This is a genomic window from Rhizobium sp. A37_96 (assembly GCF_053521765.1).
In genome coordinates this window covers 157,641-173,810 of sequence record NZ_JBNWDS010000003.1, presented here as the reverse complement: position 1 = coordinate 173,810, position 16,170 = coordinate 157,641, and the positions used below count along the sequence as shown (strand labels likewise).

Below are 16,170 nucleotides of genomic sequence, written 5' to 3'. Positions count from 1 at the left end.
CAATTCAGAAGCATTGTTGACATCAAGTCTCTCCACAGATCAACCTGTCAATCCGTGGCTGGAGATATCGCTTGGAAGAGGAGCTTCGTTTCGGGCCGTTCTCGATCGTGCCTGCAAGGCGCAAGCTTTTGCGGGAGGGAGAAGTCGTTCCGCTCGGAAGCCGGGCCATGGATATCCTCCTGTTCCTGATCGCGCATCGGGGCGAGCCGAAGACAAATACGGAGATCGTCAACCACGTCTGGCCGACGACATTTGTCGGCGAGGCGAACTTGCGGGTCCACATGTCGGCGTTGCGCAAGGCGCTTGAGGATCGTCAGCGCGACTCGCAAATCATCGCCAATACTCCCGGTCGCGGCTATACCTTCATTGCCGCGGTGGAATCCGAGGGCCGGGACAGGAACGAACCCGCTTCCGCCAATCGGCAGACATGGGCAGATCAGCCAACGTCCCGGATCTTCGGGCGAAAGGCGGCGGTCGCGGCCATCACCGGCCAGCTCGCCAGAGGTCGCCTGGTGACGATTGCCGGGCCGGGCGGAATTGGAAAATCCGCCGTGGCACGCCTGGCAGCGTCCAACTATGCCGGCGAGGCCGATGTCTTATGGATCGACTTTTCGGAGATCGGCAGAGGTGAGCTTGTCCAGACCGTGGTCGCTTCGGCTCTCGGTGTAATCTCGCGCACGGATAATATCCTCCCCGAAATCATTTCCTTCCTGAAGAGCCGGAGGCTTCTTCTCGTTCTCGACAGCTGCGAGCATCTGGTCGCCAATGTCGCGGAGTTCGTGGAGAAGCTGCTGGCGCAGACATCGGAGATCCGCATCCTGGCCACCAGCCGCGAGCCGCTGCGCGCCGAGGGCGAGCGGGTGCATCGCCTGCTGCCGCTCGAACTGCCGCAGGAAAGGATGAAAGCCGGGGACGCGCTTGCTTCGCCCGCCGTCCAGCTCTTCGTTGAACGGGCCGACGCCTGTCTCGGGGGCTATGAATTGACGGATGAGGATGCTCCTCACGTCGTCGACATTTGTACGCGGCTGGACGGCATTGCCTTGGCGATCGAGCTTGCGGCCGGGCGCCTCGAGACGATCGGCGTGGCCACGCTTTCCCGCTCGCTGTCGGACGGCTTTCAGATCCTCACACGCGGACGGCGCACCGCGCTGGCACGCCATCAGACGCTGAGAGCCACGCTCGACTGGAGCTACCAGATTCTCCCTTCCGCCGAGCAACAGGCGCTGAACGCGCTTTCCGTACTTCCGGGCTGGTTTGCAAGCGACATGGCCGCCGCGATCCTGTCCGTCGATGAAACGGATGATATTCTGGCGGCACTGGTCGCAAAATCGCTCATCGCAGCTGCAACGCCCTCCGGTGAAACGCTCTACCGGCTGCTCGACACCACCCGGCTCTATGCGGCGGAAAAGCTGAAGGAAGCAGGCGAGCGCCACGCGGCCATGACGAGGCTCGCGGAGTATCTCACCGCCCTGTTCGAAAGCGCCGAACACGAGCTTTATTCGGTTTCGATGGAGGAATGGTCGCAAGAATTCGGCCAATACGTGGCCTCTCTTCGCGCGGCCCTGGAATGGGCATTTGCCGAAAGCGGCAACGGACTTCTCGGCGTCAGGTTGACGGTCGCCGCCCTGCCGCTCTTTTTTCGCCTTTCCCTGCTCGACGAATGCCTGGCTTGCGTGACCCAGGCGATCCGTTTTCTGGAAAGCCAGCCCGGATTGGACGAAAGACGCCGCATGAAGCTCTATGCGGCGCTCGGCTGGCCGCAGCTCCGCTCAACCGATGCCCCCGAATTCGGCGTGGCTGCATGGAGCACGGCATATCGGATCGCCGAAGAACTCGGCGACGTAGATTATCAGCTGCGCGCGCTGTGGGCGCTATGGGTGGACGCGATCAACCGCGCCCAACCCAGACTGGGTTTAACATTCGCCGAGCAATTCGGGGCGCGGGCGCCTTTTTCCTCCGATCCAACCGACGTAATCATCGGCAGGCGCATGAAAGGAGCGACGCTGCACTGGCTGGGACAAGCGCAGGAGGCGCGCGAACAGCTGGAAAGGATGATGGCCGAGTATCAGCGCGTCGCACCGCAACGGCATTCGGTTCGCTTCCAGTTCGATCAGAAGGTGACGGCAAGCATCATTCATGCACGATGCCTGTGGCTGCTCGATCATGAAGATGAAGCGCTTGCTGAAATCGAGGAAACGCTCCGCTACGCCGCGGAGATCCGGCACGATCTGTCCCTGACCACCGTGCTGGCGGAAGCGGCCTGCCCGCTCGCGCTTCTCGCCGGACAGGACGAACTGGCTGCGGATTATATCCAGCGCCTGCGGGACCATACCAAGGCTTTGTCGCTCGATGTGTGGCATACCTATGCGGACTGCTTCGAGGCCGAATTGCACTTGCGGGCCGGTCGGTATCAGGAATGCCTTCGGCAATTGCAGCGGGGCATGCCAGTTCTGCGCGGTGCCGGATTCATTCTCTTTCAGACGATCTTCCAATCGGTGGAAGCTCAGGCTCTCTCACGGCTCGGGCATCACGAGGAAGCATTGGCAACCCTCGACGCCGCCCTGAACCACTGCGAATCCTCCGGCGAACGGTGGTGCCTGCCGGAACTATATCGGGTCAAGGGGCTCGCCGTGCTTGCCGCGAACGGTCCTGCCGCCGCGCAAACAGCGGGGCATTGCTATCGCACGGCGCTGGGGATTGCCGGCGAGGACGGTACGAAGCGCTGGGAACATCGCATCCGGACATCGATCTCCGACCTTCCTGCCCCGATCAGCCCGGCATCCGATCGTGATGCGGCGTTAAACCCCGATACTGCGAGCCACGCCTCCGGGATCGCTCCCTGACATCGCAGCCAAGAACGATCCCTGATTTACAGGAATTTACAACTTTCAACTCGTCGGCCTCTCCCGGGCGTTGCATGATCGCCGGAAAAGGAGAGTGTTAAATGGACGGCCTTCCGCCTATCCGTCTTCTCATAGCCTTGGCCGATGGGCGACACGGAATTCTCAGCGACGAGTCTCTGATCGAGAGGATTGCGCCGCCATACTACCTTTTCAAGGATCATTTCGCCGAGGTGGTTCTTGCCACGCCGCTCGGTGGCTTCCCCGCCCTGTCGACGCAGATGCGACGCCGCTCGCACCAGGATCAGCTGGCGCAGCGATTTCTCTCCGACCGTCATGCCCGCGACGATCTGGCGGACACGTTAGGCATCGATCAGATCGTCATCGACGATTTTGACGCGGCATTCTGCATCGGGACTTCCGGCGACATGCAGGCTTCGGACAAAGGTAGCCTCGTGCCGACCGTCCGATCCTTCCTCGATAGCGGAAAACCCGTGGCGCTCGTGCCCGGCTGGACACTCGATCTTTCGTCTGAAAAGGCGATGAGCGGGCTGGTCATCATGGGAGACAACGCCGAATCCTCGATACTCGCCGCCCACGCCCTCCTGAAGGTGGCGCAGGAAAGACGGAACCTCATGGCAAGTCCGACCTGACCTCCGCGGCCGGCAACCCGGATCGCAACACGCCGCATGCCTCGTGTCATCGCACAAGAGGCCGTCTCCTCCTGCTCTCCTTGCGAGAACTCCTCTTCCGAGCAAATCGCTATTCCATCGCCTGCGCCTGATTTACGGCCCCGGTTCATGTGGTCGCCATTTGCATCAATTTACGACGCTTAACTCGTGTTGCCGCCGAAGCTGGGCAACGATGCTTTCGTCGAAGTTGGCCGGCAGGCCCGCGAAGGAGACAGTCATGAACGAGCGAGCCCTTGCATTTTCGGCAGAAGCGACACGACGGGACGTGCTTGTGGCGGGAGGCATCGCGATCGGCGCGATGGCCTTGCCCAGGTCCGCGATCGCCGCAACGAAAGCAGATTCATCTCACGAAGGGATAAAGATCATGTCATTTATCAAGACCAAGGATGGGACTGAAATCTTCTACAAGGACTGGGGTCCGCGCGATGCGCAGGCGATCGTCTTCCATCACGGCTGGCCGCTGAGCGCCGACGATTGGGACGGCCAGATGATGTTCTTCCTCGACAAGGGCTACCGTGTCATCGCCCATGACCGCCGCGGCCATGGCCGTTCCACCCAGACCTGGACCGGCAACGAGATGGACACTTATGCAGCCGATGTCGCAGCCCTGACGGATGCGCTCGATCTGAAGAACGCGGTCCATGTGGGCCATTCCACCGGCGGCGGCGAAGTCGCCCGCTATGTCGCACGAGCCAAGCCCGGCCGTGTAGGCAACGCGGTGCTCATCGGCGCGGTGCCGCCGGTCATGGTCAGATCCGACAAGAACCCGGGCGGTCTGCCGCTGGAGGTCTTTGACGGTTTCCGTGCGGCGCTCGTCGCCAACCGCGCGCAGTTTTTCCTCGATGTGCCGGCCGGCCCCTTCTACGGCTTCAACAGGCCAGGCGCAAAAGTCAGCCAGGGCATCATCGAGAACTGGTGGCGGCAGGGCATGGCGGGCGGCGCCAAGGCCCACTACGATTGCATCAAAGCCTTCTCCGAAACGGATTTCACCGAAGACCTTGAGAGAATTACGGTTCCGACGCTGGTCATGCACGGCGACGACGACCAGATCGTCCCCTATGCCGATTCCGCGCCGCTATCGGCCAAGCTCCTGAAGCACGGCACCCTCAAGACCTACCATGGCCTACCGCACGGCATGTGCACGACGCATCCCGACATCGTCAATGCCGATCTGCTGGGCTTCGTCCGCAGTTGACGACGATCGCCGTCGGCGCACCGCTACCACTCTTAGCAGCGCGCCGACGAACAACGAACAGCTAGAAACAGGAGACCGCAAGATGCGTGATCACCGGGAATTTCGGTTGGATGCGACACGCCGGGAAGTGCTTTCCGCTGCGATTGCCGGCGCCGCCGCTCTTCTTCTGCCGCGCGACGTCTACGCAGCGGAATTTCGCCATCTCACCCACGGCGCCTTCGACATCACCGTCGTCAGCGACGGTTTTCTGACGCTGCCGGCGGAGATACTGCTTCCGGACGCAACGCCGGAAGAGCGAGAGGTAATATTGCCGAGGCTGGGCGGGGATGCTCAGGGCGCGCCCGTACAGACCAATATTCCGCTTATCCGGCATGGCGACGATCTCATCCTGATCGACAACGGCTCCGGCACGCATTTCCAGGCGAGCGCCGGTAAGCTGGCCGCCAATCTGAAGACATTGGGCGTGGAGCCGGAAGCGATCACCAAGGTCATCTTCACACATGCCCATCCCGATCATTCGGGGGCAACGACGACACAGGACGGCAAGGTCCTCTATCCGAACGCACAGTATTTCGTGAACGAGGCGGAATGGAACTTCTGGACCGACAAGGACTACGAAACCCACATGCCGGCCGCGCTTCATGATTTCGCCCGCGGCGCCCAGCGCGACCTTTTTGCGGTCCGGGATAGATTGACCATGATGAAACCCGGCCAGGAAGTCGTGCCGGGCATGAGCGTCATCGCGACGAGCGGCCACACACCCGGCCATGTCTCCTTCGAACTGGCAGGCGACGGCAATCTGCTGATTACCGGCGATGCCTGCACCAGCGACGTCATCTTCTTCGAGCATCCTGCCTGGCACTTCGGCTTCGATACCGATCCAGACGTCGCGCTCAAGAACAGACAAATGCTTCTCGACCGCGCAGCGGGCGAAAAACTCAAGATGCTCGGCTACCACTGGAGCTATCCCGGCATCGGCTATGCCGAGCGAAAAGACGGCGCCTACCGCTTCGTGCGGGCATAGAGAAGATCCGGCGCCATATCGCCCGAGCAGGCTCATGCGTCATCTCCTGCTCGGGCAAGACAACCTCATGCTCTGTCGTGCCCCGAGGGGCAGCCTGGACCACCTCCCGAACTGCGCCGAAAGATTGCTGTTCCGCGGCGGAACTTTGATACGACTGCGATTGAAACCACACCGCTACCCAAAGGCCAAATGGCCCGCTTTCCATGACGACGCGGAACAACGGGCGGCTGCAGATAGTCATTTCGGTGCATCTTTAAGGGAAAGGGCGGCTGCTCGACGCCTTGTCAGTGTTCGCATGATTTCGCGTGCGTAGTGGTTTGCCGATCATGCTAGCTTTGCAGGCCGGAAACATACCCGCGCTGTTGTCTCCTTCAATTCAGACAAACAATTCCGCTTATACTCTATAAAAATAGTTTGTTATTTCTATCGATCCTCTCCCCTTCTTCGCTAGGCTTTGGTCATTGCACTCAGGGAACCGCCGGAAGACTGAGATCCGGCCAAGGGGACAAACATGAAGTTCAAGACACTGATCGCTGCAGCCGCCATCGGCCTTGCCAGCATTTCAATGGCAGCCGTCGCGGCTGCGGCCGACAAGAAGGTCGTCGTCGGCTACCAGACGGATGCGTTGCCCTCCTCCGTCGCGATCGCCAATGGCGATTTTGCCAAGGAGACGGGCTACGACATCGACTTCCGCAAGTTCAATTCCGGCGCGGAGATTTTCGCCGCCATCGCGTCCGGCGATGTCCAGATCGGCTATGTCGGCTCAAGCCCGTTTGCGGCGGCCGCCTCGCGCGGGCTCGAGGTGAAGGCTTTCTACCTGTCGTCCATCTCGGGCATCGACGAAGCCCTGGTCGTGCGCAACGGCTCCGGCATCAACACGCTCGCCGATCTGAAGGGCAAGAAGCTCGCGGCTGCGCCCGTCTCCACCGATCACTATCAGCTTCTGGCCCTCATCAAGTCTCTCGGGCTGACCGAGAAGGACGTGCAGGTCTTCGCCATCCCGCAGCCGGAAATCGTCGCAAGCTACAATCGCGGCGATATCGACGGCGGCTTCGTCTGGGATCCGGCACTGACCGAGCTGAAAAAGGGCGGCAAGGTGCTCGTGACATCCAAGGATGTCGCCGACAAGGGTGCCCCGACATTCTCCGCCTGGGTCGCAACCTCGAAATTCGCGGCTGACAATCCGCAGTTCCTGAAGACCTACGCCTCGGTCATCAGCAAATACTATGCCTCCTTCGCAGCCGACAAGGCCGCGTGGGGACCGGATAGCGACAATGCGAAGGCGCTCGCCAAGCTTCTCGGCGGTACGGCGGACCAGCAGGCCGCCGCGCTGAAAAACCTGACCCTCCTGACGCCCGACGTACAGGCATCGGCCGCATGGCTCGGCGGCGGCGACCAATCCGGAGCAGCCAAGATCCTCAAGGACACCGCGGCTTTCCTGAAGAGCCAGGGGAAAGTCTCCGACGTCCTGCCGAATTACGGTGCATTCGTTACAGCTGACGCGCTTGTAAGCGCAAGCAACTGATCCTCCCTGACACCGGCGCGCTCGGCGCGCCGGTGTCGAACCTTTGAGAGGCCCCATGCTTCAAGTCGACCATGCCAGTGTTTTCTTTGCGGCGCGTGACGGCAGAACCGTTCACGCGCTCGACCGCGTTTCCTTCGACATTCCGGAGCGCGGCATCGTCGTCGCACTCGGCGCCTCCGGTTGCGGCAAATCCACGCTGCTCAACGCGATCGCCGGCTTCCTACCTCTTTCCGAAGGCAGGATCACGCTCGACGGCAGGCCGGTTTCCGGGCCTGGCGCCGACCGCGGCGTCGTTTTCCAGAAGGATTCATTGCTGCCATGGAAGTCCGTCATCGACAACGTAGCGCTTGGCCTGCAATTCGCCGGACTGGGGCGGCGTGAACGGCGCGACCGTGCATCGGAACTGCTGCGGCTCGTCGGGCTGACCGACTTTGCCAATGCCTTGCCTTATGAACTGTCGGGCGGCATGCGCCAGCGCGTCGGCATAGCCCGCGCGCTCGCCACCGACCCGGACATATTGCTGATGGACGAGCCCTTTGGCGCCCTCGACAGCCTGACGCGTGAGCAGATGCAGGAATTGCTGGTCTCCATCTGGGCCAGAACCAACAAGCGCATCTTCTTCATTACCCATTCGATCGAGGAGGCGCTGTTCCTCGGCACCGAAGTTCTGGTCATGTCGCCGAGGCCGGGGCGCGTCGTCGCCCGCTTCGAGCTCGATTTCGTGCATCGCTTTGCCGCCAGTGGCGACACGAGGGCGATCGTCACATCTCCCGAATTCGGCAATCTCCGGGAAGAAATTCGCGGCATCCTTCACAACGCCGAGACCATCAGGAGCGCCGCATGAGCGACATCATCGAGACGCGACCGATCGTCGTTTCCCAGAACGAGGCGCAACCGAAGCTGGTCCGCCTTCCCGATTTCGGTGTCGGCGACAAGCCCACCGTCACCATCAGCATCGTCACGGCAATCGCCTGTCTCGGCCTTTGGTGGCTAGTTGCCAAGCTCGGCCTTGTGTCGCATCTCTTCCTGCCGCGCCCGGACGAGGTCTTGACACAGATCGGCGTCGTCTATCGCGACGGCTATGCCGGCGCCTCGCTATCCGAACATATACTGGCAAGCCTGTTCCGCATCATCGTCGCTGCGGCCATCGCAATCGTCGTGGGCATTCCCGTCGGCCTGCTGATGGGCCTTAATCGCTGGGCAAAAGGCGTGCTGGATACGCCGATCGAATTCTACTGGCCTCTGCCTCCCCTTTCCTATCTGCCGCTGATGATTATCTGGCTCGGCATTGGCGAGACGTCGAAAATCACGCTTCTCGTGCTGGCGATGTTCGCGCCGATTTGCCTTTCCGCCCAAGCCGGCGTCCGTTCGCTGCCGCTGGAGCGCGTCAATGCGGCACGCTCGCTGGGGGCAAGCCGGTTGCAGCTCTTCTTTGCCGTGGTCCTGCCTTCGGCCCTGCCGGAAATTCTGACCGGCGTCCGGATCGCGTTCGGCATCGGCTGGGGCACGCTGGTGGCCGCCGAGCTCATCGCCTCGACCCGCGGCATCGGTTTCATGATCATGTCGGCTTCGCAATTCCTCGCCACCGACGTCGTCTTCGTCGGCATCGGCATCATCGCCGTTTGCGCTTTCGCCTTTTCGGCCGGAATCCGCATTCTCGAGGCCGTCCTGGTTCCGTGGAAAGGCAAACTTTAAGCATACCGGCGCCGTGAGCCATGGATGAACCATGACCGGCGCCGGCGTGGAATATCATATCCAAGTCAGGCAGGCCCAGGCATGAGCAGCAATTGCGAATTTCTTTGGTATATCCCCAATGACGTCAAACCCGGCCATCGCGGCGATTCCACTCTCGAGAACCATAACAGCCTTGAAACCCTGACCAGCCACGCCAGGGCCCTGGAGGATCACGGCTGGAAGGGCGCGCTGATCGGCACAGGCTGGGGCCGGCCCGATACGTTCACTGTCGCCGCAGCGCTGACGGCCCGCACCACCACCTTCGAGCCGCTGATCGCAATCCGGCCGGGCTATTGGCGACCGGCGCATTTCGCGTCGGCCGCCGCCACGCTCGATCATCTGAGCGGAGGCCGCGTGCGCGTCAATATCGTATCGGGCAAGGACAACCTGGCCGCCTATGGCGACAGCGAGGGCGACCAGGCGCATCGCTATGGCCGCACCAAGGAGTTCATGCGGCTCACCCGCAAGCTCTGGACGGAAGAAAACGTAACCTTCGAGGGCGATCATTTTCGCGTCAGCGAGTCCACGGCCGCGCCGCGCATCCGGCGCAGCGGCGAGCGCCTGCACCCCAAGCTCTATTTCGGCGGCGCCTCCGACGCGGCCGAGCGCGTTTCGGCCACGGAAGCCGACGTACAGCTCTTCTGGGGCGAGCCTCTCGCCGATATCGGCGAGCGCATCAGCCGGCTCAAGGCATTGAGCAGAGACCTTGATCGCGATCTTCCGCCATTGGAATTTGGGTTGCGCATCACCACGCTCGTCCGCGAGACGAGCGAACAGGCCTGGACCGATGCCGAAGCAAAGATTGCCGAAATGGCACAGAACAACGGCGTCGGCTGGAACGATCACCGTCAATCCATCGCCGTCGGCCAGAAGCGGCTGTTCGATCTGGCCGCGCGTGGCGATGTGCTTGACGACAATCTCTATACGGCGCCGAGCAAGGTCGGCGGCGGCGGCGCGGGCACCACATGGCTGGTCGGTTCGGCCGAGGATGTCGCCCGCTCCCTGCGCAAATATCGCGATCTGGGCATCACGCATTTCGTCCTTTCGGACACGCCCTATCTCTCGGAAATCAAACGGCAGGGCGACCGATTGCTGCCGCTCCTGCGCGAACAAATCCCAGCCTGACCGAGCGGCGCTCTTCAGCATAAGCCGGTTTGCGTTCGACGACACTGACGCAGCGTGTCCACAACAAACCTCAGCGAGGCCTGAAAACAACACCGTTCCGCGCCTTTCCAAGCCGCGCGTTGTCAATTATGACAATTTCGTGACAATGGACGCATGGAGCTTTGATGTTAGGCTGGTTTCGCAAACTCATGCCGCGCGAGGATCGTTTTTTCGATCTCTTCGCGCAGCACTCGCGCACGATCGTCGGTGCTGCGGAGGCGCTGAACCAGCTGCTTTCCGGCAAGGACATCGAGGGAAAGTGCCGGCAGATCGTCGAATTCGAAAATCAGGCTGACGAGATCACGCGCGATGTGCTGCTTGCCGTGCGCAAGAGCTTCATCACGCCATTCGATCGTGGTGACATCAAGGATCTGATCATGTCCATGGATGACGCCATCGACATGATGCACAAGACCGTCAAGACCATCCGCCTGTTCGAGCAGAAGAGCTTCGATCCCCGCATGCAGCAGATGGGCGGAGTGATCGTCAAGGCGGCGCATCTCGTCGCCGAGGCGGTGCCGTTGCTGGATCGCATGGGCGCCAATGCCACCCGGCTTGCCAACATCACGGAAGAGATCGTCAAGGTCGAAGGCCATGCGGATGAATTGCACGACCAGGGCCTGAAGGAGCTTTTCCGCAACTACGGCACCTCCAACGCCATGGCCTATATCATCGGCAGCGAGATATACGGCGAACTGGAAAAGGTCGTCGACCGCTTCGAGGACGTCGCCAATGAGATCAACGGCATCGTGATCGAGAGTGTCTGATGGGGGCCTCGCTCGCCTTTCCGCTGCTGGTGGCAATCATTGCCACGGCCCTGTTCTTCGATTTCCTGAACGGGCTCCATGACGCCGCGAACTCCATCGCGACCATCGTCTCCACCCGTGTCCTGCGACCGCAATATGCGGTTCTCTGGGCCGCGTTTTTCAATTTCATCGCCTTCCTGTTCTTCGGCCTGCACGTCGCGGAAACGTTGGGGACGGGCATCATCGATCCGAATATCGTCGATGCATCCGTCATTTTCTCCGCGCTGATGGGGGCGATCGTCTGGAATATCGTCACCTGGATATTCGGCATCCCGTCGAGCTCGTCGCATGCGCTGGTCGGCGGCCTGATCGGCGCCGGCCTCGCCAAGGTCGGCGTCAGTTCCATCGTCTGGCTCGGCGTCCTCAAGACCGCCGGCGCGATCGTCATGTCTCCGCTGATCGGCTTTTTGCTTGCCCTGTTCCTGGTGCTTGCCGTGACATGGCTGTTCGTCCGGCAGACGCCCTTTGCCGTCGACCGCACATTCCGCATCATGCAGTTCTTTTCAGCCTCACTCTATTCCCTTGGGCATGGCGGCAACGACGCGCAGAAAACGATGGGGATCATCGCCATACTTCTTTATTCCCAAGGATATGGCGGCGGTTCCTTCCACGTTCCCTTGTGGGTGGTTCTTTCGTGTCAGACAGCCATGGCTTTGGGCACGCTGCTCGGCGGATGGCGGATCGTGCATACGATGGGTTCGAAAATAACGCGCCTCAACCCCATGCAGGGTTTCTGCGCCGAGACGGGCGGCGCTCTGACGCTCTTCGCCGCGACCTGGCTCGGCATACCGGTTTCGACGACCCACACGATTACGGGCGCCATCATCGGCGTCGGCGCCGCCCGGCGAGTGTCGGCCGTGCGTTGGGGTATTGCCGGCAATATCGTGATCGCCTGGGTGATCACCTTGCCCGCTGCCGCCGCTATGTCGGCATTGTGCTATTGGAGCGTCCGGCTTTTCTCGTAAACGGCGGTCGCGTCGTAGCCTTGGACATGAAACCCAGAGTTTCCGTCCCTGATTAGCGGTGTCTATACCCCCAATTAGGGTTTCATTGCGCTTGCGATTTATTTATAGGCAAGGCTAAATATCTTCACCACTTTCTGAACCTTGCGAAGGTGAGCCGCCTTGACGAAATTGCCTCTTACCCCGGAAAGCCGACTTGCTTCGACGGAAGTCGAGTCGCATGCCGAGGCCTTTCAGAAAAGCCGTGACGACAGACGCACGGAATTGATGGAAGACTACGTCGAGCTCATTGCCGATCTGATAGAACACGCCGGCGAAGCACGCCAGACGGACATCGCGCAGAGGCTGGGAGTAACACAGCCGACGGTCGCCAAGATGCTCAAGCGTCTGGCGGAGGAAAATCTGATCACGCAGCGCCCGTATCGCGGCGTCTTCCTGACGGAAGAAGGTCAGCGCCTGGCAATCGCAACGCGCCGCCGCCATGAGGTCGTGGAAGCTGTCCTGTGCCGTCTCGGCGTTGATCCCGATACCGCAAGGAATGATGCCGAGGGCATCGAACACCATGTCAGTGAGAAAACCCTCGAAGCGTTTGAGCGCTTTCTGAGAACATAATAGCCGTGTTTACCGCAAGGAGTCGGGTGGTCAATTGTACCGATCGAGCCATTTTGGGCACAGTTTCGACAAGAATGAACTGAAAACAGGATGCCGTTGGCTGATCGGCTTGACCGGGCGCCAAATATCAACGCAAGCTTTACAAATGTTCGCTAAGCAGAATCCAGCGAACAGCCGGCTTTGTGCTTCGAAGACTGATTTTTCGGCCGGCGCAGGGAATTGGAATGAACGCCCAGGATTTTAGCAGCACAGTGTTCGATCTCGCGCCTGTCGCCATGTGGCTGGAGGATTTCAGCGGCGTCAGGGAGCAATTCGACCTCTGGCGGGCTGAGGGGGTAACCGACCTGCGCGCCTTCCTGCTCGCCGATGCGCAGCGCGTCGCGGCCTGTTCACGAAAGATCAAGGTCCTTGCCGTCAATGCCAGGACACTGGAGTTGTTCGAAGCGCCGTCCTTCGAGACGCTCATAGGAAGCCTTCACCAGATCTTCCGGGACGAGATGCTTCAAAGCCATGTGAACGAGCTTGTCGCGCTCTGGGAGGGCAAGACCGAATTTTCGAGCACGGCCATCAACTATTCCCTTGGCGGCAAGAGGCTCGATATCCAGCTTCGCGGCGTCATTCTCCCCGGGCACGAAGAGTCCTGGGACAGGTTGCTGCTGACCACCGAAGACGTGACAGCGCGCGAGGAAGCAAGGCGCCAGGAAGAGCGGCAACGCCGCTATGCCGAGGGAATGTTCGAGCATTCACCCGTGTCCCTATGGGTCGAAGATTTCAGCCGCATCAAGATCCTGCTCGATCAAATCCGCAACCGCGGTATCGTCGATTTCCAGGTATTTCTCGACGTGCATCCGGAATTCGTCCAGCAATGCATGAGCGAAATCAGCGTGCTCGATGTCAATCAGGCAACGCTCGATCTGTTCTGTGCGCCGGATCGGCAAACCCTGCATCAACGGATCGGTGAAGTGTTCCGTGACGACATGGAGAAGCATTTCCGCGGGCAATTGGTGGAATTGTGGAACGGCCGTCTCTTCCATCAGCGTGAGGTGCTGAATTATGCCCTCGATGGATCGGAGCGTCACGTTCTGCTGCAGTTTTCCGTCCTTCCCGGTTTTGAGGACGACTGGTCGCTGGTGCAGGTGGCACTCACCGACATTACCGCCCGTAAGAAGGCAGAGGCCTATCTCGAATATCTCGGCAAGCACGATGTCCTGACCAGGCTCTACAACCGCGCCTTCTACATGGAAGAGCTCAACAGGCTGGAGCGCAAGTCGCTTCGGCCGGTGTCGGCCATCATCATCGATCTCAACGGCCTGAAGGAAGCCAATGACGAGAGCGGACACGATGCCGGCGACGCTCTGTTGCGCCGGATGGGCGAGGTACTGAACAGCGTCGTGTCCTTGCCGAATCATGCGGCCCGCATTGGCGGCGACGAGTTTGCCGTTCTCATGCCCGGTGCGGACGAGATTACCGCCGGAGCGATGGTCGAGACGATCAACGAACTGCTCAAGATCAACAACCAATTCTACTCCAGCGCGCCGCTCAGCGTCGCTGTCGGCGTGGCGACGAGCGAGCCCGGCGAGACCATTGAAGCGATGATCAAGCGCGCCGATCTCGGCATGTACGAGCAGAAAAAGGCACATTATGCCGTTGCCGCGAGCCTTGGCGCGCATCAGGCAAAGCACGGCGCTTGAAGCACCGGCACGGAATCCATCCCGCACAATGACTTGAAACGGCCGAGGTTCGTGCGCCCGACGATCGGGAACAAAGATCGCGACTTCTCATTTGGCTCTCTGAAAAAGACGGAGTTTTGAAATGGAAGATCAAACGACCAACATCGTCGTCGCCACCCGCACCGCGCTCGACCAGGCCTCGGCACTCGCGGTTCAATACGGCTTCTCGCTTCTCGGTGCGATCATTCTCCTGATCGGCGGCTGGCTCCTTGCCGGCATCATCAGCCGCTCGGCCTATCGCGTCATCTCGCGCATCCGCGGCATCGACGAAACACTGGCGAGCTTCTTCCAGAACGTCCTGCACTACAGCCTGCTCATCCTGGTCTTCATCACCGTCCTCGGGCAATTCGGCGTTCAGACCGCCTCCATCATTGCCGCGCTCGGCGCCGCCGGCCTGGCGATCGGCCTGGCGCTGCAGGGCACGCTTCAAAATATCGCGGCCGGCATCATGCTGCTGATCCTGCGGCCGTTTCGCGTCGGCGAATATATCGAGACGGCCAATGTCAAAGGCTACATAAAGGAGATCGGCCTCTTCGCGACGGAGATGAAGACGGCGGACGGCCTCTATCTCATGGCGCCGAACTCCACGCTCTGGAACACGCCCATCATCAACTACAGCCGCGAGCCGGATCGCCGCCAGCAATTGTCCGTCGCCCTGGCTGACAACATCGACATCAACCTTGCCCGCAAGACCATTCTGGACGTCTTGAAAGCGGATCAGCGGATCAAGAATACGCCAGCGCCAAAAGTCTATCTCGATGATCTGGCCGTCGATCAGGCAGTGCTGAACATCGAGTATTGGACCGTAACCACGTCCTGGTCCGATGTCCGGCACGACACCGTATCGAAACTGAAAGCACGGCTTGCGGAATCGGACGTCGCGATCAAGCTGCCGACAGAGCCGGCAAGCCAAGCCGACTGACCGTCTCCGCATGAGCGCTAAGCCTGCCGCCAGCAGGGAGCTGCACCAGCGGCAGGCTTCGCAAGGCCATGAGACCTCGAGCAAGATCGATCTCTTGCTTGCCTTAAACTTCCCCGAACGACATTTGTTCCGCACGTCTGCGGCCGCGACAAGGGGCGGGCCGAGGCCTACCATTTGATGCGGTAGTCGACCCGGAAATTGCCGGACGGCACGAAAGTCTGCGGGTCGGCAAAGGACGCCGAGAAATTGAGGTTCGGCGCCAACGGCTGCTGCAGCGAAACGGTGCTGGAAAAGATACTGCCTGCGTCCGTCAGGTTGCCGATCGCGGATATGGAGGTTCCCGTCCAGGGAACAGCGACTGTGACGGCGTGCGTCGCGGCAATGGAATTTCCTGCGTTCCGCGCGCCCGCATAGTTCACGTTCAGCGACCGGGATGTGCTCATGTCGAGATTGTTCCAGACAGCCCAGCTCCGCGAACGCTCGAGGCAAAGCGTTCCGGTGCCGTTGACGGTATCGACCCTCAATGCAACTTCGCGGCGCCATACGGTCGAGAAGCGCTTGTGATCATCGACTGCCCTCCCCCAGAACGTTGCCAGCCGGCTGCTGCGCACAATTCGGCCATTTGCCGCTCCACCCAGGCCGAGATCCATGCCCGCGCTCATCTCCCACGCCATCGGCAGCCGAAAGCCGAGCGTCGCCTTGTATGTTCGCGGCGCCAGCTTGACCGGCGACCAGATCATCAGATCGCTGGCCTTGGCCGTCTGCGGCAAGCTGACGCTTGCAAGAAGACCCAGAACGCCGCGAAGGGCGCGTTTTGACTTAAAGCTCATGAAAAGCCCGATTATCTGTGCCCCGACGCAAGGCTCGGGGCGCACTGAGACAACAGCCGGAGACGGAACAAACGCCGCATTCTGGCCTCGGATTGATGTGTTCGGTTGAGCGCTTGCAAAGCACAGCGCGCCGG

14 protein-coding genes are annotated in these 16,170 nt (G+C 60.8%); 13 read left to right on the top strand and 1 reads right to left on the bottom strand.

Annotated features, from left to right (window positions below):
* Positions 1 to 71: 71 nt before the first annotated feature.
* The 13 genes from ACQZ6J_RS12555 to ACQZ6J_RS12495 all read left to right on the top strand — a co-directional run bounded on the left by ACQZ6J_RS12555 (position 72) and on the right by ACQZ6J_RS12495 (position 15,206).
* Positions 72 to 2,843 carry an ATP-binding protein gene (locus ACQZ6J_RS12555; RefSeq protein WP_449084282.1) on the top strand — a complete coding sequence of 924 codons (2,772 nt, stop codon included), beginning with the start codon at positions 72 to 74 and terminating at the stop codon, positions 2,841 to 2,843.
* Positions 2,844 to 2,944: 101 nt separating this feature from the next.
* On the top strand, positions 2,945 to 3,493 hold the full coding sequence (locus ACQZ6J_RS12550) for a transporter (RefSeq protein ID WP_449084281.1): 549 nt from the start codon (positions 2,945 to 2,947) through the stop codon (positions 3,491 to 3,493).
* 403 nt (positions 3,494 to 3,896) lie between these two features.
* The gene (locus ACQZ6J_RS12545; protein ID WP_449084280.1) at positions 3,897 to 4,727 is read left to right on the top strand and encodes an alpha/beta fold hydrolase; all 831 of its coding nucleotides are present in this window, start codon (positions 3,897 to 3,899) and stop codon (positions 4,725 to 4,727) included.
* 82 nt (positions 4,728 to 4,809) lie between these two features.
* Positions 4,810 to 5,751, top strand: coding sequence for an MBL fold metallo-hydrolase (locus ACQZ6J_RS12540; protein ID WP_449084279.1), 942 nt, complete (start codon positions 4,810 to 4,812; stop codon positions 5,749 to 5,751).
* 511 nt (positions 5,752 to 6,262) lie between these two features.
* A complete protein-coding gene (tauA, locus tag ACQZ6J_RS12535; protein WP_163985393.1) occupies positions 6,263 to 7,276 on the top strand; it encodes a taurine ABC transporter substrate-binding protein in 1,014 nt (337 codons plus the stop codon).
* 55 nt (positions 7,277 to 7,331) lie between these two features.
* Positions 7,332 to 8,120, top strand: coding sequence for a taurine ABC transporter ATP-binding protein (locus tag ACQZ6J_RS12530; RefSeq protein WP_163985394.1), 789 nt, complete (start codon positions 7,332 to 7,334; stop codon positions 8,118 to 8,120).
* Complete coding sequence (locus tag ACQZ6J_RS12525; protein WP_163985395.1) at positions 8,117 to 8,971, top strand: ABC transporter permease subunit; 855 nt, start codon at positions 8,117 to 8,119, stop codon at positions 8,969 to 8,971. Before ACQZ6J_RS12530 ends, ACQZ6J_RS12525 begins: the two co-directional genes overlap by 4 nt.
* An 81-nt stretch (positions 8,972 to 9,052) precedes the next feature.
* A complete protein-coding gene (locus ACQZ6J_RS12520; RefSeq protein ID WP_449084278.1) occupies positions 9,053 to 10,135 on the top strand; it encodes an LLM class flavin-dependent oxidoreductase in 1,083 nt (360 codons plus the stop codon).
* A 164-nt stretch (positions 10,136 to 10,299) separates the two neighbouring features.
* Positions 10,300 to 10,941, top strand: coding sequence for a DUF47 domain-containing protein (locus ACQZ6J_RS12515; protein ID WP_449084277.1), 642 nt, complete (start codon positions 10,300 to 10,302; stop codon positions 10,939 to 10,941).
* Positions 10,941 to 11,945: an anion permease gene (locus tag ACQZ6J_RS12510; protein WP_449084276.1), complete on the top strand. Its 1,005-nt coding sequence runs from the start codon at positions 10,941 to 10,943 to the stop codon at positions 11,943 to 11,945. Before ACQZ6J_RS12515 ends, ACQZ6J_RS12510 begins: the two co-directional genes overlap by 1 nt.
* Before the next feature lie 159 nt (positions 11,946 to 12,104).
* Positions 12,105 to 12,554 (top strand): manganese-binding transcriptional regulator MntR, encoded by a 450-nt coding sequence (gene mntR / locus ACQZ6J_RS12505; protein WP_163985399.1) that lies wholly within the window; start codon positions 12,105 to 12,107, stop codon positions 12,552 to 12,554.
* A gap of 224 nt (positions 12,555 to 12,778) precedes the next feature.
* Positions 12,779 to 14,245 carry a diguanylate cyclase domain-containing protein gene (locus ACQZ6J_RS12500; protein ID WP_449084275.1) on the top strand — a complete coding sequence of 489 codons (1,467 nt, stop codon included), beginning with the start codon at positions 12,779 to 12,781 and terminating at the stop codon, positions 14,243 to 14,245.
* Between the two features lie 121 nt (positions 14,246 to 14,366).
* Complete coding sequence (locus tag ACQZ6J_RS12495) at positions 14,367 to 15,206, top strand: mechanosensitive ion channel family protein (protein ID WP_163985401.1); 840 nt, start codon at positions 14,367 to 14,369, stop codon at positions 15,204 to 15,206.
* 167 nt (positions 15,207 to 15,373) lie between these two features.
* On the opposite strand, the gene ACQZ6J_RS12490 is transcribed toward ACQZ6J_RS12495, so the two are convergent.
* On the bottom strand, positions 15,374 to 16,036 hold the full coding sequence (locus ACQZ6J_RS12490; RefSeq protein ID WP_449084274.1) for a hypothetical protein: 663 nt from the start codon (positions 16,034 to 16,036) through the stop codon (positions 15,374 to 15,376).
* Positions 16,037 to 16,170: the final 134 nt, after the last annotated feature.

What these genes read in the sequence shown, in the direction of transcription:
- ACQZ6J_RS12525 (WP_163985395.1), top strand. Translation starts at nt 8,117, where the DNA reads ATGAGCGACATCATCGAGACGCGACCGATCGTCGTTTCCCAGAACGAG.
- tauA (WP_163985393.1), top strand. Translation starts at nt 6,263, where the DNA reads ATGAAGTTCAAGACACTGATCGCTGCAGCCGCCATCGGCCTTGCCAGC.
- ACQZ6J_RS12540 (WP_449084279.1), top strand. Translation starts at nt 4,810, where the DNA reads ATGCGTGATCACCGGGAATTTCGGTTGGATGCGACACGCCGGGAAGTG.
- ACQZ6J_RS12550 (WP_449084281.1), top strand. Translation starts at nt 2,945, where the DNA reads ATGGACGGCCTTCCGCCTATCCGTCTTCTCATAGCCTTGGCCGATGGG.
- ACQZ6J_RS12500 (WP_449084275.1), top strand. Translation starts at nt 12,779, where the DNA reads ATGAACGCCCAGGATTTTAGCAGCACAGTGTTCGATCTCGCGCCTGTC.
- ACQZ6J_RS12520 (WP_449084278.1), top strand. Translation starts at nt 9,053, where the DNA reads ATGAGCAGCAATTGCGAATTTCTTTGGTATATCCCCAATGACGTCAAA.
- ACQZ6J_RS12510 (WP_449084276.1), top strand. Translation starts at nt 10,941, where the DNA reads ATGGGGGCCTCGCTCGCCTTTCCGCTGCTGGTGGCAATCATTGCCACG.
- ACQZ6J_RS12495 (WP_163985401.1), top strand. Translation starts at nt 14,367, where the DNA reads ATGGAAGATCAAACGACCAACATCGTCGTCGCCACCCGCACCGCGCTC.
- ACQZ6J_RS12530 (WP_163985394.1), top strand. Translation starts at nt 7,332, where the DNA reads ATGCTTCAAGTCGACCATGCCAGTGTTTTCTTTGCGGCGCGTGACGGC.
- ACQZ6J_RS12545 (WP_449084280.1), top strand. Translation starts at nt 3,897, where the DNA reads ATGTCATTTATCAAGACCAAGGATGGGACTGAAATCTTCTACAAGGAC.
- ACQZ6J_RS12515 (WP_449084277.1), top strand. Translation starts at nt 10,300, where the DNA reads ATGTTAGGCTGGTTTCGCAAACTCATGCCGCGCGAGGATCGTTTTTTC.
- ACQZ6J_RS12490 (WP_449084274.1), bottom strand. Translation starts at nt 16,036, where the DNA reads ATGAGCTTTAAGTCAAAACGCGCCCTTCGCGGCGTTCTGGGTCTTCTT.